This is a genomic window from Chryseobacterium sp. GW821-FHT04C04 (assembly GCF_059420365.1).
The window spans coordinates 426,023-444,342 of the sequence record NZ_JBWKTO010000006.1 but is presented as its reverse complement, the minus strand read 5'-3'; the positions used below and the strand labels follow the sequence as shown (position 1 = coordinate 444,342).

General features: G+C 36.0%; 15 protein-coding genes. 8 read left to right on the top strand and 7 right to left on the bottom strand.

Annotated features, from left to right (window positions below):
* The first annotated feature begins 723 nt into the window (after nucleotides 1-723).
* Nucleotides 724-921, top strand: a complete 198-nt coding sequence (locus AC07UM_RS21650; protein WP_494684589.1) for a hypothetical protein — start codon at nucleotides 724-726, stop codon at nucleotides 919-921.
* A gap of 86 nt (nucleotides 922-1,007) precedes the next feature.
* Here AC07UM_RS21650 and AC07UM_RS21645 read toward each other — a convergent pair whose 3' ends face one another.
* Both AC07UM_RS21645 and AC07UM_RS21640 read right to left on the bottom strand, forming a co-directional pair.
* Nucleotides 1,008-2,636, bottom strand: a complete 1,629-nt coding sequence (locus AC07UM_RS21645; RefSeq protein ID WP_494684588.1) for an acyl-CoA carboxylase subunit beta — start codon at nucleotides 2,634-2,636, stop codon at nucleotides 1,008-1,010.
* A 283-nt stretch (nucleotides 2,637-2,919) separates the two neighbouring features.
* Nucleotides 2,920-3,441 (bottom strand): GNAT family N-acetyltransferase, encoded by a 522-nt coding sequence (locus AC07UM_RS21640; RefSeq protein ID WP_494684587.1) that lies wholly within the window; start codon nucleotides 3,439-3,441, stop codon nucleotides 2,920-2,922.
* Nucleotides 3,442-3,612: 171 nt separating this feature from the next.
* Here AC07UM_RS21640 and AC07UM_RS21635 point away from each other — a divergent pair, with 171 nt between their 5' ends.
* Genes AC07UM_RS21635 through AC07UM_RS21625 form a run of 3 tightly spaced genes read left to right on the top strand, consistent with a single transcriptional unit; the run spans nucleotide 3,613 to nucleotide 6,332 of the window.
* Complete coding sequence (locus tag AC07UM_RS21635) at nucleotides 3,613-4,491, top strand: DMT family transporter (protein ID WP_494684586.1); 879 nt, start codon at nucleotides 3,613-3,615, stop codon at nucleotides 4,489-4,491.
* Nucleotides 4,492-4,504: 13 nt separating this feature from the next.
* On the top strand, nucleotides 4,505-5,587 hold the full coding sequence (locus AC07UM_RS21630; protein ID WP_494684585.1) for a putative type IX sorting system protein PorV2: 1,083 nt from the start codon (nucleotides 4,505-4,507) through the stop codon (nucleotides 5,585-5,587).
* Between the two features lie 10 nt (nucleotides 5,588-5,597).
* Complete coding sequence (locus AC07UM_RS21625) at nucleotides 5,598-6,332, top strand: hypothetical protein (RefSeq protein WP_494684584.1); 735 nt, start codon at nucleotides 5,598-5,600, stop codon at nucleotides 6,330-6,332.
* Nucleotides 6,333-6,770: 438 nt separating this feature from the next.
* Here the strand turns inward: AC07UM_RS21625 and uvrC are convergent, their stop codons facing one another.
* Both uvrC and AC07UM_RS21615 read right to left on the bottom strand, forming a co-directional pair.
* Complete coding sequence (gene uvrC, locus AC07UM_RS21620; RefSeq protein WP_494684583.1) at nucleotides 6,771-8,564, bottom strand: excinuclease ABC subunit UvrC; 1,794 nt, start codon at nucleotides 8,562-8,564, stop codon at nucleotides 6,771-6,773.
* Nucleotides 8,565-8,651: 87 nt separating this feature from the next.
* Entirely contained in the window at nucleotides 8,652-9,413 is a 762-nt protein-coding gene (locus tag AC07UM_RS21615; RefSeq protein WP_494684582.1) for a hypothetical protein, read from the bottom strand.
* 131 nt (nucleotides 9,414-9,544) lie between these two features.
* On the opposite strand from AC07UM_RS21615, the gene hutH reads away from it, so the two are divergent.
* The 3 genes from hutH (at nucleotide 9,545) to AC07UM_RS21600 (ending at nucleotide 13,139) form a co-directional block, all read left to right on the top strand.
* Nucleotides 9,545-11,032 carry a histidine ammonia-lyase gene (hutH, locus tag AC07UM_RS21610; RefSeq protein ID WP_494684581.1) on the top strand — a complete coding sequence of 496 codons (1,488 nt, stop codon included), beginning with the start codon at nucleotides 9,545-9,547 and terminating at the stop codon, nucleotides 11,030-11,032.
* A 93-nt stretch (nucleotides 11,033-11,125) separates the two neighbouring features.
* Entirely contained in the window at nucleotides 11,126-11,572 is a 447-nt protein-coding gene (locus AC07UM_RS21605) for a GNAT family N-acetyltransferase (RefSeq protein WP_494684580.1), read from the top strand.
* A 91-nt stretch (nucleotides 11,573-11,663) separates the two neighbouring features.
* Entirely contained in the window at nucleotides 11,664-13,139 is a 1,476-nt protein-coding gene (locus AC07UM_RS21600; RefSeq protein ID WP_494684579.1) for a S8 family peptidase, read from the top strand.
* Nucleotides 13,140-13,210: 71 nt separating this feature from the next.
* On the opposite strand, the gene AC07UM_RS21595 is transcribed toward AC07UM_RS21600, so the two are convergent.
* The 3 genes from AC07UM_RS21595 to AC07UM_RS21585 all read right to left on the bottom strand — a co-directional run bounded on the left by AC07UM_RS21595 (nucleotide 13,211) and on the right by AC07UM_RS21585 (nucleotide 15,839).
* Nucleotides 13,211-14,374, bottom strand: a complete 1,164-nt coding sequence (locus AC07UM_RS21595) for a carboxypeptidase-like regulatory domain-containing protein (protein WP_494684578.1) — start codon at nucleotides 14,372-14,374, stop codon at nucleotides 13,211-13,213.
* A gap of 44 nt (nucleotides 14,375-14,418) precedes the next feature.
* Nucleotides 14,419-15,246 (bottom strand): 4,5-DOPA-extradiol-dioxygenase, encoded by an 828-nt coding sequence (gene ygiD / locus AC07UM_RS21590; RefSeq protein WP_494684577.1) that lies wholly within the window; start codon nucleotides 15,244-15,246, stop codon nucleotides 14,419-14,421.
* A gap of 80 nt (nucleotides 15,247-15,326) precedes the next feature.
* A complete protein-coding gene (locus AC07UM_RS21585) occupies nucleotides 15,327-15,839 on the bottom strand; it encodes a YceI family protein (RefSeq protein WP_047382037.1) in 513 nt (170 codons plus the stop codon).
* Nucleotides 15,840-16,168: 329 nt separating this feature from the next.
* Between AC07UM_RS21585 and AC07UM_RS21580 the strand changes: the two genes are divergently transcribed.
* Nucleotides 16,169-18,307: a S9 family peptidase gene (locus tag AC07UM_RS21580; RefSeq protein WP_494684576.1), complete on the top strand. Its 2,139-nt coding sequence runs from the start codon at nucleotides 16,169-16,171 to the stop codon at nucleotides 18,305-18,307.
* The last annotated feature ends 13 nt before the right edge of the window (nucleotides 18,308-18,320 follow it).

The following is an 18,320-nucleotide window of genomic DNA, read 5'->3' as shown; positions in this document are numbered from 1 at the left end:
CCAGCGCCGATGGTACTGCTAACGCGGGAGAGTAGGCCGCCGCCAGTTTTTATTTTATTTTTAAAAAGTCCTTTATCGTATGATAAAGGACTTTTTTGTTGTATACCTATCCTAATTACTTCCAATTTATGATGAGCAATAGGTAATGAGCAATAAGTAATACATCATACAACTCATACTATTTCCAAGCTCATACTCATTCCTGGTTATCTATCTTTCAATCTTTAATTGAGCCTTATTATTATTTATTTTCTTCAGTTAATAGGATTACCCAATGATAAGTTTTGGCTAAAGCCAGATGGAGATGGATTTTTTGACGAGAACGGGCTAAAGCCCGCTCCTATTGAATATCATAAATGTAGAATAATCAAAGCTGATCAATTGCAGCCTGAAACCCGAATCTCATAATTTTCTTCCTTTTAGCCCCGATAGTAATGGGTACCCCGCAACACGCGTGGGACCTTTCATGAACTAGCACAGGTTTATCTCTCATCATAAAGCTTGGCGTGAGGAGTATGAATGGATAGCGGGATGATGCTCCTAATAACATGAGCTGTTCAATAAAACTATTTCCTTATCATTACTCCTATGATTAAAGACTTCAAAAAAACTCTAAGTAATAATTTTTATTAAATTTCACTAAGTGTGGAAAAAATAGTATTTTAGAAAAGCGTTATCCGAAAAGCTTAAATAGAGTAGGAGACAATTAAAACTAAAATAACTATGAAAAATCTAATGAAGATTTCAAGAGAGAGTTTAAAATCACTTAAAGGAAGTGGGGGACCTACATGTCCGGATGATCCTGCATTTGGAATGTGTTATCCTCCAGGCTGGCCTAATGGGATTTGTATGAGCAAATATCAATGTTGTATAAGACTTGGAGGTCCTGTAGAATTTTGTAAAGAAGAATATATGTCCTAAATTGATAATAGGGACTTTTAAATAATAAGAACGCGGCTATCTCAAACTGAGATAGCCGCGTTTATTTTTTATTGATGAATTTAAGATCATACCTGTATTACTCCTAAATTGAATTTCTCAGTAATAGGAGCGTTATTAGCGGCTTCAATTCCCATAGAAATCCATTTTCTTGTATCTGCTGGATTGATGATGGCATCGGTCCATAATCTTGATGCTGCGTACGTGGATTCAGTCTGCTTCTGATATTTTTTTGAAATTGTATCCAGAATTTCATTGTGTTCTTCTTCAGTAATTTCTTTTCCTTGTTTTTTCAAAGTTGATTCCTGAATTTGAGCCAATACTTTTGCAGCCTGTGCTCCTCCCATTACCGCTAAATCTGCCCAAGGCCACGCGACAATTAATCTCGGGTCATAAGCTTTGCCACACATTGCATAATTTCCTGCTCCATAAGAATTACCCGTAATGATCGTAAATTTAGGAACCACAGAATTGGAAACTGCATTTACCATTTTAGCTCCGTCTTTGATGATTCCGCCATGTTCTGATTTTGAACCTACCATAAATCCGGTAACATCCTGTAAGAAGATTAGAGGTATTTTTCTTTGATTACAGTTGGCAATGAATCGGGTCGCTTTATCGGCTGAATCAGAGTAAATAACTCCTCCAAACTGCATTTCTCCTTTACCACTCTTTACCAATTTTCTCTGATTGGCTACAATTCCTACAGACCATCCATCTACTCTGGCTGTTGCACAGATAATACTTTTCCCATAATCTGATTTATATTCTTCATATTCGGAGTTATCCACAATGCATTTAAGTATTTCATGGGTATCATATTGCTCAGCTCTGGAAACTGGCATAATTCCGAAGATGTTTTCAGGATTTTCCTTTGGTGGGAAGCTTTCTATTCTGTCAAAACCTGCTTTTTCTGTGCTTCCAATAGATTTCATGATGTTTTTGATTCTATTCAAAGCATCTTTATCGTCTTTAGCTTTATAATCGGTAACTCCTGAAATAGAGCAGTGGGTAGTAGCCCCACCCAGTGTTTCATTATCTATACTTTCACCGATAGCTGCTTTTACAAGATAGCTTCCGGCAAGGAAAATGGAACCCGTTTTATCTACAATCATAGCCTCATCACTCATGATGGGCAGATAAGCACCTCCAGCTACACAACTCCCCATAATAGCAGAAATCTGGATGATTCCCATAGAGCTCATCTTAGCATTATTTCTGAAGATTCTTCCAAAATGCTCTTTATCAGGAAATATCTCATCCTGCAGTGGAAGATAAACACCTGCCGAGTCTACCAGATAGATGATCGGAAGTTTATTTTCCATGGAAATTTCCTGTGCTCTCAGGTTTTTCTTTCCTGTAATAGGAAACCAGGCACCTGCTTTTACGGAAGCATCATTAGCAACCACAATACATTGTCTTCCGGAAACGTAGCCTATAACCACTACAACTCCTCCGCTAGGGCAGCCTCCGTGCTCTTCATACATTTCGTAGCCAGCGAATGCTCCTACTTCTATAGAATCTGAATCTTTATCGAGAAGATAATCTATTCTTTCTCTTGCAGTCATTTTTCCTTCATCACGAAGCTTTTGAAGCCTCTTCTCACCACCTCCCTTTTTGATCTCAGTGAGTAAGCGATTTATTTCAGATAATTTTAATCGGTTCTGATCTTCTCGTTTATTGAATTCGATGTCCATAAAATTTTCAATTTTTTACGCTTAAAGATACTATTTTTATGAGGAATATAAATTGGAAGTAAAACAAGTGTTTAATAGTTTGGTTTCTAGTAAATTGTGAAATTTTTAACTAAAAAATATTTTTAAATAGTTTATATTTTTTCTAACTTTACAGTAGAGTAACAGAGGTAATATTCTCTGCAAAATACTCTAAGTTCCTAGTTTATTTTTTTAATAGTTTATTATTTGAAGGCCCTGAAAGTTTAACAAATTTTCAGGGTTTTTTTAGTGATGCCTGGGGTTGTTAATAATATTTTCTATATTCTACAATATTCAGGTCGGTAAGATGATTCTTATGTTTTTTATATTTTTTAGCAGGAATAAAGCCTAATTTTTCCGGAATTTTTCTGCTGGCTATATTTTCTTCATCTACAGGATATAAAATATACTCAAAAGTAAAATTCTTTTCCAGGAATTCTATGAGGGTCGTTATGATTTCAGTTCCTAATCCTTTCCCTTGAGAGCTCTTTTTTAACCATAAGCCAAGTTCAACAGATTCTTCCGTTATATTATGGATACCGCAACATCCTGTAAAATCACCATTAGAGTCTAGAGCAACCATTACCAGATCTGTGTTTTGTGATAAAGTTCTTTTTGATTCATTAACAAAGGTGATTATATCCTGTCTATTCCCTTGCGGGTTAAAAGGCATGTATTTAGTCACCTCATTTGTAAAATGCTCCAAAATATCATCTATGTGTAAGTCTTCAACTGGAATTAAGGTAAGATGTTTTGTTTTGATTTCAATGCTCGGACTTAATATCATAGTTAGTTGATTGATCTTGTTATTAAATTAATAGAAAACGTTCTGAATTAGGAGTAAAGCTATTAAAAATTGTATTTATTATCTTTTTATTAATGTAAATTTATATTTTTTTGTAAGATTTATAAAAGCGTATTTGTAAATTTGCACGTTAAAATTCAAAGGAGATAGGTTATGCATAAATTGGCGCTTTTCAGGTTGCACTTAATAGTATTTTTGTGGGGGTTCACTGCAATTTTGGGGAAATTGATTCAGGCCAATGCTCAAATTCTTGTATTTTATAGAATGTTGTTTGCTGCTATTTTTCTTTTTGTATTCATCAGAGTTTTTAAAAAGGAGAGTATAAAGGTTTCAAAAAAAATATTTTTTCAGCTGGCCGCAATAGGTCTTGCAATGGCGCTCCATTGGTATTGTTTTTTTTACTCGATTAAGGTTTCCAATGTTTCTATTGCATTAAGCTGTCTTTCATTGTCTACACTTTTTGCTTCGATTCTGGAGCCTATCATCTTTAAAAGGAAGGTGGATGTATCCGAAGTGGTAATGGGTACGGTTATCGTTGCTTGTATATTACTGATCTTTAAAACAGAGTTTCATTTTAAAGAAGGTATTATCTATGGCATTCTATGTGCGGTTTTTGGAACTATCTTTTCTGTATTCAACGGTAAAATGTTTGGTAAAACGAGTTCCGGAAATATTATTTTTTATGAAATTTTCTGTGGCTGGTTCATTTTAATGGTATTCTATTTGCTTTCAGGGCAAATTTTTCAGATGAATGAAATAAACTATAGAGATCTGGCGTTAATATGCTTGTTAGCCAGTGTTTTTACTGCTTTCCCAATGCTGGAATCGGTGAATTTAATGAAATATATATCACCTTTTACTTTAATTTTAACAGTTAATTTAGAACCGGTCTACGGAATTATACTAGCTTTTTTTATCTTTGGGGAATCAGAACATATGAGCCCTATATTTTATATCGCTTCAGGTGTTATGATACTGGCAATCATTGCTAATGGATTAATAAAAGCCAGAAAAACTAAAAACTTAAACTAAGCATCAAATTTATATGATGAAAAAATATTTTTTACTTGCATTTTCACTGCTGTTTGGGCTGTCTCAATCTCAGATTATCAGGAAATACTCCAATGAATTCTTAAATATTGGAGCCGGAGCAAGAGGCCTTGCAATGGGAGGGGCAGTAATCACCAATCAGGATGATGTGTATTCTCCTATGTGGAATCCTGCAGGTTTGATGTCAATTGAAAGAGACTGGCAGGGAGCAGCCATGCACGCAGAATACTTTGAGTCTATCGCAAAATATGATTATTTGGCTTATGCAAAAGTACTTGAAGAAGGGGTGTTCGGTGTTTCAGTGGTAAGGCTTGGAGTTGACAATATTTTAAATACGACACAGTTAATTGATACCGAAGGGAATATTGATTATGATAAAATCACCAAATTCTCTCAATCTGATTATGCGGCGATACTTTCTTATGCCTTCAGACCAGGAGGGAATCCAAAACTGGATGTGGGGGTGAATGCAAAAATTGTCTATAGAAATGTAGGTAAATTTGCTAATGGTTACGGTTTTGGTTTTGATGTAGGGGCCATTTATAAAGCGGATAACGGTTGGAAATTCGGGGGGATGGTGAGAGATATCACCACTACCGTAAACTTCTGGAGTGTGAATCAAAAAGAACTATCAACGGTTGTAAACGGGGAAGAATTTAACCCGGCACCAAAAGATAAAATGGAACTTACAATGCCTAAGCTGAATGTAGGTGCCAGTAAATTATTTGAGATCAACAGCAGCGTGTATGTATTACCGGAAGCAGGTTTGAATGTAGACTTTGCAAAAACGGCTTCATTGATTTCGACAGACTTTGCGAGTATCAGTCCCTATGCAGGAGCTGAGCTAGGGTATCAGAAAATGATTTTTGTAAGATTAGGGATCAACAGATTTCAATCTATTACAGATATAGAAGATCTTAGGAGAAAAGTTTCTTTTCAGCCAAGTGCCGGAGTGGGGATCAGATACAGAGGGCTTACACTGGATTATGCAATTACCAATTCAGGGATAGGCGGATCTAATTTCTATTCCAATTTCTTCTCATTGAAGCTGGATATGGGAGCATTCAGAAATGATTAAAATAATAAAAATGAAAAAGGTATCAATATTCTTGTTGGCAATATGCTCAACAATGATTTTTGCACAAAAGGTTTCAGACTCCAAATATATTGCAGTTCCTGAAAAATTTGAAACATTTAAGGAAGATTATGGGCTGAAAGACTTTTTTATTAAAGCTTTGAAAGCAAAAAAATATATAGTACTTCCGGTAATTAAAGATAGCTGGCCTTCAGAAGCTAAAATGAACTACTGTAATGTCATTAATGCTGATGTCATTAATGATAAAAGTTTATTCAAGAATAAAGTAATTGTACAGTTTAAAGATTGTAATAATAATATGATTTTAGAGTCCAAGGGAGGTTCAAAAATCAAAGAATTTGATGAAGGATTACAGGATGCAACAAGAGAAGCTTTAATAAAAGTACCGATTTCCAACCCTGTTGCTTTGTTACCTGCATCTAATAATAATGTTCAGAATTCTTCTCCTGAACCTGTAGTATCTTCTGCAACTCCAGAAGCCAATAACTACTCGAATGGGAAAATAGAACTTCAGAAAATCCAGATTGATCCTAATCAGTTTATCTTAGCTAAGTCTGGCAGTTCTGTACCATTTGCAGTTTTTAAAGCAACTTCTAAGAGTTCTGTTTTTATGGTAAAACTGGCTGATGGAAATACTACTATAGGATATTTTGAAAATGGGAATGTTGTGATAGATATTCCACAGGCTGACGGAAGGTCTTCCAAAGAAGTTTTTGTAGCTAAATAACCTTAAAATAGCACGAACAATAAATATAAAAGGCTCTTGAAAAAAGAGCCTTTTATCGTATATATGCTGATGTGTTTTTCATTTTTTCTAAACTTTGAAAAGAGGAAATTGGTTATGCGATTTTCTACAAATAATATTTAGCCTATAGATTCCTGATCCATAGCGGTAAATGAAAATGTGAAAAGTTTTATAAAATGAGAAAAATTTTCATGATATTATCGTTATTAGTTGATAATACTAATTTATTAAAAAAATATCAATAATACTATTATTTAGTAAAATATTTATTTTATTCTGTTTCTTGTTGTTATTTTTCTTTTGTATTGGTGGTATCGATGATTTTTATTTTGTATTGATTAAATATGCAGTACATAATAGTTTTTATAAAAAAACTCCATTTTATTTGCGAAAATTTAATCGTAGTGCAATACCAGGGTATTAATTAGCATTAAAAAACTCCCAAATCATTTTAGCCTTACTTTTCCCTAAAATCTCTTCCAGGGTTTCCAGATTTGCCTCTTTGATGCGTTTTACAGACTTTAGCTTAGATAGAAGCAGCTCAATAGTTTTTTCTCCCACACCAGGAATTTCTTCCAGTTCAGATTTTATAGTAGAATTTTTCCTTCTTGTTCTGTGATGTTTTACCCCAAATCGGTGGGCTTCATCACGTACACGCTGAAGGATTTTCAACGTTTCGGATTTTTTATCCAGATATAAAGGAATAGGATCTTCCGGGAAGAAAATCTCTTCCAGCCTTTTGGCGATCCCTACAATGGTAATTTTTCCGTAAAGTCCCAATAATCTCAGGCTCTTCACTGCAGAAGACAGCTGCCCCTTTCCTCCATCTATCAGAATCAGTTGTGGAAGACTTTCTCCCTCATCAAGCATTCTTTTATAACGGCGGTAGATCACCTCTTCCATGGTTGCAAAATCGTTAGGCCCTTCCACTGTTTTAGGATGAAAAATTCTGTAATCAGCTTTACTCGGTTTTCCATCTTTGAAAACAACACACGCAGATACAGGATTGGTTCCCTGAATATTTGAGTTATCGAAACCTTCAATATGTCTCGGTTCTACAGGCATTCTCAGAAGTTTCTGCATTTCGGCCATGATTCTGTTGGTATGCCTTTCAGGGTCTACGATCTGAACCTGTTTCAGCTTCTCCAAACGGTATTCTTTTGCATTCTTCTCAGAAAGCTCTACAATTCTTTTTTTATCGCCTACTTTAGGAACAATCAGTTTCACATTGGGAATTTCTACCGACAGATGGAAAGGTAAAAGGACCTCTTTAGAATCAGAAGAAAACTTCTGACGGATCTCTATCAATGCCTCCTCCATAATATCTTCATCAGTTTCTTCAAGAATTTTTTTGATCTCCGTCGTAAAACTCTGGATGATATTTCCATTCCTGATTTTAAAGAAATTGACATAAGCTGCCGTTTCATCACTGGTCATTCCGAAAACATCTACATCATCAATATTCGGGTTCACCACCGTATTTTTAGCCTGATAATCTTCAAGAATGTCCAGTCTTTCTTTGATGATCTGAGCCTCTTCAAACTGGAGATTAGAAGCCAGTTTCATCATCTGATTTACCAGATAATCCTTAGCTTTCCGGAAATCTCCTTTGACAATTCCACGGATGGCATCTATCTTTTCATCATATTCTTCTTTACTTTCAAGATCCTCGCATGGCCCTTCACAGTTTTTGATATGATATTCCAGACAGACTTTATATTTCCCTTCCGCTATTTTAGAAGGAGAAAGATTCAGATTACAGGTTCTTAGCTTGTAGATATGTTTGATGGTTTCCAGCAATATCTTTGCAGGCCGTACTTTTGCATAGGGACCATAGTATTCCGATCCGTCTTTTATTACATTTCTGGTCAGAAAAATTCTTGGGAAATCTTCATTTTTGATGCAGATCCACGGATAAGTCTTGTCATCCTTCAGCATGACATTATAAAAAGGCTGATGTTCCTTGATCAGATTATTCTCCAATAAAAGTGCATCATACTCACTATTTACAATCGTCGTTTCCAGCCTCTGGATTTTACCGACCATTATTTTGATCCTGTATCCGGGAAGGTTTTTATTGAAATAGGAGAGAACCCTTTTTTTTAGATTTTTAGCTTTACCAACATACAAAAGCTGTTCATTTTTATCATAATAACGATAAACGCCGGGTTCTGATGGTAACGTTTTAAGCTGTAGTTCTAAAGAAGGATTCATATAACAAAATTAAGGAAACTTTCCCTATTTAAAAAAAGAAAAACCTGCAGATGATTCTGCAGGTTCCGGTATTTTGATTGCTTATTTTTATCCGTGGTTCATTTCTGTGTACTGGTAGATCAAAAAGCTTAAATAATTCCATTCTACAGAGTTTTTAGGATATTTTTTCATAAACTCGGCATTATCTCCAAATAAAAAGTCATAATTGTCTTCAAAATCATCCTTGTGAAGCCACATTACCTTATTTCCTTTCCTTACATAATAAGATTTGATAACGCCGCCGCCAAATGCAGGAGCACCAGCAAAACCTGTGCTCGCTGTTTCTGAGGCAAACGGATCATGGTAAACGGAAATAAGCTCATTAAATTCAGGGTTAATAACCTGCATTAAAAAGGCTCTTGGCTCTTTTTTGTTTTTCAAAGAAACAATCTGGTTTTCATACAAAACGGCATCATCGGTTACAGATTTGCTATATTTTTTGGTGCTGTAATTTCTCATGTTTGAAATGAATTTTGCAGCTTTCATAGATTTTTCAGTCTCCGTAGGATATAAATACATTTCAGCAATATCTGCTGCGGTAAATTTCATAGGCTTTTTTGTATCGACATCTTCAATCGTAATAGAAAGAATCTGCCCTTTCTGCCTTTCCCATGATTTACTGTAGCCTTGATGTTCTGTGTTATCTTTTAAAATAATCGTGGAAACTTTTTTATCCGTTGCGGTATTGAAACCTTCGTTAAACAGATAACGGTTCATTTCTTTTCTTTCTTCCTTAGAATATTTTACTTTCTGTGCGAAAGCAGTTGTACCTGCTACACATAAAGCAAGTAGTAGAATTTTCAGTCTCATGTATTATTGTTTTTAATTTTCGGGGCTAAAAATAGTAAATTAATTCCCTTGTTGATATAAAAATATAGAAGATTGAAATTTAGCTTTTCCAATTATTGTTAAATGCGTAATTTTAAGAAAATTTTTTAGAAATGATATACGGAGTAGATGTTTTTACTTTCCATGATATTCTGGAAATCTGTAAAAAGCCAAATAAAGCGAAGCTGAACAAAGCTGCAAAAGAACAAATTTTAAAATCTCAGAAAAACGTACAGAAAATAGTAGAGTCCGATAGATGTGTATATGGAATCAATACAGGATTCGGACCGCTATGTGATACCAAAATATCTGCTGACGAAACCGCTCTGTTACAATATAATCTGATTATTTCTCACGCAGTGGGAGTTGGAAAACCCATTGATAAAGAGTTTTCTAAGATTATGATGATTGCTAAAGTTCATGCCCTTTCAAAAGGATTTTCAGGAGTTTCTCTGGAAGTAATTGAAAGATTGATCCTGATGCTTGAAAAAGATATTATTCCGGTAGTTCCGGAACAAGGATCTGTGGGAGCTTCGGGAGACCTTGCTCCGCTGGCACATTTGGTATTGCCATTACTTGGTTTAGGAGAGGTTTGGGAAGGAGATCAGGTGTCTGAAACCATGGAAGTTCTGAAAAAGCATGACCTTGACCCCCTCGTTTTAGGGCCAAAAGAAGGATTAGGATTGATCAATGGAACCCAATTTATTCTGGCTCATGCCATCAAAGGACTTGAAAAATTCGAATATTTACTGGATCTTGCGGATATGACGGCTGCAATGAGTATCGAAGCATACAGGGGCTCTGAAAGCCCATTCAAAAAAGAGCTTCACGAGATCAGACCTTTTGAAGGAAGTAAAAAAGTAGCGGCAAGAATGCTTAAGTTCTTAAAAGGATCCGAAAATATGAAAGCTCACGAAGATTGTGAGAGAGTTCAGGATCCTTATTCTATGAGATGTGTACCTCAGGTTCACGGAGCCAGTAGAAATGCTTTTGAGCACCTTAGAGGTATGGCAGAAACAGAACTGAATTCCGTAACAGACAACCCGATTGTATTAAGTGCTGAAGAATCTATCTCAGGAGGGAATTTCCACGGACAGCTGATGGCTTTGCCTTTAGACTATGCTACGCTTGCTGCTGCAGAATTAGGAAATATTTCCGACAGAAGAAGTTACTTATTATTAGAAGGAAAATATGGACTTCCAAGATTATTGACGGAAAGCTCAGGATTAAACTCAGGATTTATGATTCCTCAGTATACTTCAGCTGCCTTGGTTACAGAGAATAAAACATTATGTTTCCCGGCATCAGCAGACTCTATTCCTACAAGTTTAGGTCAGGAAGACCATGTTTCTATGGGAAGTATTTCAGGAAGAAAATTCAATCAGGTTCTTGGAAATCTTGTTAATATTCTGTCTGTTGAGTTGATGTTTGCTGCTCAGGGACTTGAATTCAGAAGACCGGCGAAATGCTCTAAGGTGATTGAAGAAAACTTTACGGTTCTTCGTTCCAAAGTTGCTAAGCTTGAAGATGACAGATTGATCGGTAAAGATATGTTAGCAATTGCAGAGTTGATCAATGAAAGAAAGTTTATTGTCAACTAATTTAAAAATATAGTAAAGCTTCCGAAAGGGAGCTTTTTTATTTTCCACAAATCTTTTAATCATTAAATTTTTGAATCTTTTAATCCAATAAACATGCACATCCTCAGAACAGATTCTACCAATACAGATTTTCAAAATCTCGTAAAATCCCTCGATGCTACTTTATCCGAGCACAATGGTGAAAATGATGATTTCTTTGCTCAGTTCAATACCATCGATATCCTCAAAAACTGTGTTGTGGCTTACATAGATAATATTCCGGCAGCTTGTGGAGCATTCAAACGCTTTTCAGAAGATACGGTAGAAATAAAAAGAATGTTTACCAATCCGGAATTCAGAAAAAATGGGCTTGGCTCAGCTATTGTAAAAGAACTGGAAAACTGGGCAGCAGAATTGAACTTTAAAAAGGCAGTCCTGGAGACTTCCCAGGATTTGAAAAGTGCCATCTCAATATATGAAAAAAGTGGATTTTACAGGATTCCCAATTATGGACAATATATTGGCGTTGAGCAAAGTGTCTGCTACGAAAAAGTATTTTAATTTAATATTCATGTAATGGTAAATTCATTTTTTTTAAGTTTTTAATTCCCATGAAAGTGTTATATTGTGGCTCCAACCAAAAGAATAACATATGAAAAAAACTGTATTCCTCCTGGCAATATTTTTTGCTTTAAACTCGTGTTCCAGAGAAGAACTTCAGAATGAAAATGTAAAAACAGAAATGGCTCAGAAAGATCCGCTGACTGCAAAACAGATCAACGAAAGAATCAATCAGGCTATTAAAACAGACGGTACTTTCAATTGGAAGAATGAATCTGATCATTTTGTATGGAGTGCTATTTTCCGTGGAAACAAAATGGTATCTATCGGTTTTGGAGCTTCTAAAGATGATTTTGACAGAAGTAAATCTCCAAACAGCAGTGATATGGAAAAAGAAGTCCTTTCTATCATCAAAAAGTATGAAGGAAAAGATGAAAGAAATTTCCTTCTTCTTTCAGACCAATATCTTAATCAGATGGATGTGGTGATTGAAAATGAAGAAACCATTACTGCCCTTCGACAAATGAAAAACATCCGATACGTGGAGCCGGCAGACTATCATTATTTTGAATTCGAGGCTCAATCAGCTGCAAAATCTTCTGGCAGCGGTTCATCAGGATGTGGTTTTTCATCATCAACATTAAATGCAGCAGATTACACTTCTACAACGCCAAGTGCAAAGATCCCATGGGCTTTCGCCAAGCACAATATTCCTGATGCCTGGAGCTACAGTACAGGGGCAGGTGTTACCATCGGACTTATTGACACAGGAGTTTCCCCTGAACAGACTTTATTGGGAGGAAGCTTTAACAATGGGGCTTCTTCAGGAAGAACAATCAGTAAACTCGGAGTGTATAATTCAGACGGATCGGGAGATAAGTGTGGGCACGGAACCAAAATGGCTTCTGTGATGACTGCTCCAAGAAATAATGCAGGATTACCTGTAGGAGTAGCTTATAATGCTAACCTGATCGCCTACAGAGCCGCAGAAAACGTTGTCCTGGAAACTTCCAGTGAGCAGACTGCTGTAAAAACGGCTTTCACAGAATTGGGTAATAATACGAATGTAAAGATCATCTCAATGTCAATGGGTCATATTTTCTCTGTCGGGAAAATTGAAGACGGGGTTAAATATGCTTACTCTAAAGGAAAACTGATTTTCTGTGCCGGAGGAACTTCTACCAGCTTCACCAATTTTGTTGGGGTAATTTTCCCTGCATCCATGTCCGAAACTCAGGCGATAACAGGGGTGAAAGAGAATACATCCAATCAAAAATGTGATGTGTGCCACTCCGGAAGCCAGATCGATTTTACTTTCCAGATGGAAAGATCTTCTGGAAATACCGTTCCTGTTTTGAGTTATTATAACGGACAAGCTGATTATGTGGGCGGTTCTTCAGTAGCTACAGCAGCTACGGCAGGAATTGCAGCCTTGGTTTGGGCTAAAAATCCATCATGGACGAGAGAGCAGGTACTTAACAAAATGAGACAGTCTGCCACTTACTATCCCAATGTAAATTCAAGCTACGGCTACGGAAACATCAATGTTCTAAAAGCTGTACAATAAATAATAATAGGCGATTATAAAAGGAAAAGGAAATATCTCAGCTGAGGTATTTCCTTTTTTATTCTAAAATATTAATCTCCTAATTGATAATCAAGAGGAAGCATATTTTCAATTTTATTTTTGGAGAAATCACCTTCATTGATGAGTTGATCCGGTGTTGTGATGTTTCCTTCTTTTGAAATTTCGAACGATTCTCCATCAGAATGTAAGAATGATGATAATATATTCCGGTTCGCTCTTTTCACAAATTCTTTTCCTTTAAGCTCGTAATAATACTTGGGATAATTGACCTGAAGAATATCTTTAAATTCCAGAAAAACCTGCCCGTCTGATCTTTTAACATAATCCAGGTCAGGGATCTTTGTTTTTACAATAGCCAGCATGTATTGGCTCTGCGCATTTTTTCTGCGGGCAATTTCTCTGATGTTTTCAGGAATGGTGTTAAAATCAGGTTTATTTACGAGTTCCAGATAATTCTTTAAAGTATTCAGTTCCTCTTCAGAAGGATATTGTGGATTGGGAATTCTTACTACCTGATTGACAATAAATCCCGCTTCAACAATTTTATGATCATAGATACTTCTGAAAAAGTGAAGAAGACTGCCTTCATAGGCATTCATACGATTAAGTTTCACCTTATCTGTATTTTTTGATTCTTTAAAAAAACTTGTTCCGGTATAATTGACCATCTTAGAGTTGAAGTCGGCAGAAAAACTGATCAGATTGTAACTGATTTCGTAGCCAAGATTTTTATTCTCAATGATTAAAGTGTTGGGAGCCTTTACTTTCAGAAGTTTATTCTTTTTATCATAGGAAAACTTTAAAGACCTTTGATTCTTTATTTTCACGTCTTCACGATTGTTACCTATAAAAGTGTCCAAAAAGTAATTGATATAATTCTGGTAAGCTTCAGGAGTATAAGGAACCAGTCTTATTTCTTCAATAGCATTGGTTTTGGTCAATACTACTTTTAAAGTCTTATTAATAACATCCGGTAATCCGATGGTAAAGGTTTCGTAATCTTCTTTCTGAAAAACAAGATTCCCATATTTTTGGGTAGAAAGATTTAATGTAAAACTTCCGTCTTCTTTTGAAACAGTTCCTGTTTTCGTCCCATCAAGATAAATGTTAACATCCGCTATTCTGTGGCCGGTATCATCTACCACCGTCCCTTTGACCAGCTGTGCTGAAAAGACAGAATAAGTGAACAAAAAAAATAGTAATATTGTTTTCATGGTAAACAATATTACTAAACTTTTAGTGATAAAAAAAGAAGAATTTATCCAATCCTTACACTGGTCATACTCAGTGATCCTCCGATAAGCTCATCGTTGAATAAAGTGAGTTCTTCAGACTGATCTTTCAACCCTAAAGTATAGAGCAGCGGAAGATAATGATCAGGTGTAGGAACAGCATATTGCAGGAAAGTTCCCTGTTTCTGATAGTCAATAATATTCTGAAAATTACCATCGAGAAGCCAGTTATTGGTTTTCTCCCGGGCTTCAATTGCCCAATCCCATCCGGTTCCCACGGTATTTATATTTTTCCAGTCGATAAGTCTAAGATTGTGGACAATATTTCCGCTTCCGATGATCAGAATACCTTTTTCACGAAGCTTATTCAGTCTTTTGGCAAGTTCATAATGATACTGAGGAGGTTTTGTATGGTCAATACTCAGCTGAATCACCGGAATATCAGCATCCGGATACATATGTCTGATGACTGACCATGCCCCATGATCCAGCCCCCAGCTGTGGTCTTCTTCCACATCTATAGGTAGAAGTAATTCCGCAGTTTCTTTGGCGAGTTCCGGACTTCCCGGAGCGGGATATTCTACATCAAAAAGGGCTTTTGGAAAACCATAAAAATCATGGATGGTTTTCGGCATATCCATAGCCGTTACAAAGGTTCCGGCTGTATACCAATGAGCAGAAATACAAAGAATAGCATTAGGTTTGGGGATTTCTGAGGCAGCTTTTCGGAAACCCTGTACAAATTGATTCTCTTCAATGGCATTCATCGGTGAACCATGTCCAAGAAATAAAACAGGCATTCTCTGAGTATTTTTAAAACTGTCGCTTATGTTTTGAAGATCGTTGAGGTTCATAAATATTGAAGATGATAAAAAAATAAAAAGTTCAAGGCTTTTAGACAAATCCCTGAACCTTTTATCATGTATGTTATTAACTATGCTTGTTTTACAAACTGTAATTCACCAGCTACTTTTACATCATCACTTACCATTACACCTCCTGCTTCAAGAGCTGCATTCCAGTTTAATCCAAAATCTTTTCTGCTGATTTTTCCTTCAAAAGAGAAACCTGCTTTTGTATTTCCCCATGGGTCTACATTGATTCCTCCAAAGTCTACATCAAGGTCTACAGGTTTTGTAATTCCGTTGATGGTAAGATTTCCAACAATAGAATTATTTAATGCCTGAGATTCAAATGTAATTGTAGGATGTACTTCAGCATTGAAGAACTCTGCAGACTTTAAGTGGTTATCTCTGTCTGTATTGTTTGTGAACACAGAATCCGTCTGAATAGTAGCGGTAGTTTTCGCATTGGCAAAGAATTCGTCTTCAGATTCAATTTCAGCTGTGAAAGTTCTGAAGCTTCCTTTTACGTTAGAGATCATCATGTGTTTTACTTTGAAAGTAATTTCACTATGCGTTGGGTCTAAGATCCATTTTGTAGCCATTGTATTTTGTATTTTTTGTTTGTTATTAATGAAGCAAATTTAGGACAGAAAATATATACAAGTCATTGATATAGGATAAGAAATGATTTTTTGTCAGTCAGTTTTGTTGTGCAAGTGAATGGTGAATATTTGCTTTACAACAATCAAAAATTGACAAGCGCAGCGGGTTGACATTCACAATTTACTCCTCTAATCCCTTTAAAAATTCTACTATTAAGTTAAGGAATAATTTCTTTTAATGCATGAATTCCATTTTATGAATGTTTTAATTTAACATTTCTTAACGAATGATTTTTATTTCTTATTTTTGATGGATTCAATTTTATACAATGAAATTACATAAATTTTCTTTATTGATGCTGGTTTTAGGCAGTTCAGCATTTGCCCAGACCCAGAAGTTTACCATGGCGGAGGCTGTAAATGGAATGAGAACCAACCTTGCCGTGAAAAATATATCCCAATTTTCTTGGGCTGCAGACGGAAAATCTTATATCCAGGCAGTGAAAGGCGGTTATCTGATTACAGATTTGAAAACCAATAAACAGGATACCCTGATCTCGTTGAGCCAACTGAACAGAAATCTTTCCAATGATAAGCTGAAAGCTGTTCCACCAATTAAATTTACAGGAAATTCCAATGGGTATTTTACTACAGGGGGTAAAATGTCGTGGATTGAAAAATCAGGAAACGATTGGAAAGTAAAAAGTACAGCTGCAATGGATCAGGATGCTTCGAACGTAAAAATGTTTGGTGATGGCCAGACGTTTGCCTTCACAGCAAAGAATAATTTATTTGTCAACAGAAATGGGAAAACGATTGCTGTAACCAACGAAACCAATGAAAATATCATCAGCGGGCAGGCCGTTCACAGAAATGAATTCGGAATTGATACAGGAATTTTCCCTGCACCAAACTCTGAGAGTGTAGCTTTCTATAAAATGGATCAGAGCATGGTAGCAGATTACCCGATCATCGATTGGTCTGTAACACCTGCTGTGAATCACAATATCAAATACCCAATGGCTGGTCAGACTTCTCATCAGGTGACATTAGGTGTTTTCAATATTAAAACTCAATCCACTACTTTCTTAAAAGTTGAAGGAGAAAAAGATCAATATTTAACAGCCGTTACATGGAGCCCGGATTCAAAATATATCTTCGTAGGCGTTCTGAACAGAGGTCAGAATCATATGAAAATGAATCAATATGATGCTGCTACAGGAGAATTGGTGAAAACTTTATTTGAAGAAACAGACAGCAAATATGTAGAACCACAGCATCCACTAACTTTCTTCCCGAATTCTAACACAGACTTTATCTGGCAGAGCCAGAGAACAGGATACAATCATTTGTTCCACTACAGTCTTGAAAAAGGATTGATAGCACAGATTACAAAAGGAGATTGGCTGGTAACTGATATTTTAGGATTCAATGAAAAGAAAAAGGAAATCTATTTTACTTCTACAAAAGAAACACCCTTAGAAAGACATTTATACAGAATCAACTGGACTAATTTCAAAATGCAAAGACTGGACAGTGCAGAAGGAATGCATATTGGAACTTTGAGCAGTGACGGAAATTACCTGTATGATGCTTACAGCAATGCCAATTCACCTAGAGTTGCCGACATTATCAATACTTCCAATTTAAAATCTACGAATATCCTTACTTCTGAAAATCCATTAAAAAATTATCAGAGACCGGAAATTAAAAACGTAGAATTAAAAGCAGATGACGGAACTCCTTTGTATGGGAAAATCATTCTTCCAACAAACTTTGATCCGAATAAAAAATATCCAACGATTGTTTATTTGTATAACGGACCGCACTTACAGCTAATTACCAATACCTTCCCGGCGTCAGGAAATCTGTGGTACGAATATATGGCTCAGAATGGGTACATTATTTTCACCATGGACGGAAGAGGTTCTTCTAACCGTGGATTGAAGTTTGAGCAGGCTGTATTCAGAAACCTGGGAACTACAGAAATGAATGACCAGATGAAAGGGGTAGAGTACCTAAAGTCTCTTCCTTATGTAAATGGAGACAAAATGGGAATCCATGGATGGAGCTTTGGAGGATTTATGACCACAAGTTTCATGCTTCGTAAGCCGGATGTATTCAAAGTAGGAGTAGCCGGAGGACCGGTAATCGACTGGAGTATGTATGAGATTATGTATGGAGAAAGATATATGGATACCCCACAGGAAAATCCACAGGGATATGCGACGGCTAATCTTTTGGATAAAGTTCAGAATCTGAAAGGGAAACTATTGATGATCCACGGAGCACAAGATGATGTAGTAGTATGGCAGCATTCTATTAAATTCATCAAGTCTGCAGTTGATAACGGAGTTCAGTTGGATTACTTTACGTATCCGGGACATCCGCATAATGTGATCGGGAAAGACAGAGTTCATCTGATGCAGAAAATAACAGATTATTTTGATTTGTATCTGAAGAAATAATAATACAATCCAG

Bases quoted from the DNA above. Each gene is read 5' to 3' on its own strand.
- AC07UM_RS21650 (WP_494684589.1), top strand. From the start codon at position 724: ATGAAAAATCTAATGAAGATTTCAAGAGAGAGTTTAAAATCACTTAAA.
- AC07UM_RS21645 (WP_494684588.1), bottom strand. From the start codon at position 2,636: ATGGACATCGAATTCAATAAACGAGAAGATCAGAACCGATTAAAATTA.
- AC07UM_RS21640 (WP_494684587.1), bottom strand. From the start codon at position 3,441: ATGATATTAAGTCCGAGCATTGAAATCAAAACAAAACATCTTACCTTA.
- AC07UM_RS21635 (WP_494684586.1), top strand. From the start codon at position 3,613: ATGCATAAATTGGCGCTTTTCAGGTTGCACTTAATAGTATTTTTGTGG.
- AC07UM_RS21630 (WP_494684585.1), top strand. From the start codon at position 4,505: ATGATGAAAAAATATTTTTTACTTGCATTTTCACTGCTGTTTGGGCTG.
- AC07UM_RS21625 (WP_494684584.1), top strand. From the start codon at position 5,598: ATGAAAAAGGTATCAATATTCTTGTTGGCAATATGCTCAACAATGATT.
- uvrC (WP_494684583.1), bottom strand. From the start codon at position 8,564: ATGAATCCTTCTTTAGAACTACAGCTTAAAACGTTACCATCAGAACCC.
- AC07UM_RS21615 (WP_494684582.1), bottom strand. From the start codon at position 9,413: ATGAGACTGAAAATTCTACTACTTGCTTTATGTGTAGCAGGTACAACT.
- hutH (WP_494684581.1), top strand. From the start codon at position 9,545: ATGATATACGGAGTAGATGTTTTTACTTTCCATGATATTCTGGAAATC.
- AC07UM_RS21605 (WP_494684580.1), top strand. From the start codon at position 11,126: ATGCACATCCTCAGAACAGATTCTACCAATACAGATTTTCAAAATCTC.
- AC07UM_RS21600 (WP_494684579.1), top strand. From the start codon at position 11,664: ATGAAAAAAACTGTATTCCTCCTGGCAATATTTTTTGCTTTAAACTCG.
- AC07UM_RS21595 (WP_494684578.1), bottom strand. From the start codon at position 14,374: ATGAAAACAATATTACTATTTTTTTTGTTCACTTATTCTGTCTTTTCA.
- ygiD (WP_494684577.1), bottom strand. From the start codon at position 15,246: ATGAACCTCAACGATCTTCAAAACATAAGCGACAGTTTTAAAAATACT.
- AC07UM_RS21585 (WP_047382037.1), bottom strand. From the start codon at position 15,839: ATGGCTACAAAATGGATCTTAGACCCAACGCATAGTGAAATTACTTTC.
- AC07UM_RS21580 (WP_494684576.1), top strand. From the start codon at position 16,169: ATGAAATTACATAAATTTTCTTTATTGATGCTGGTTTTAGGCAGTTCA.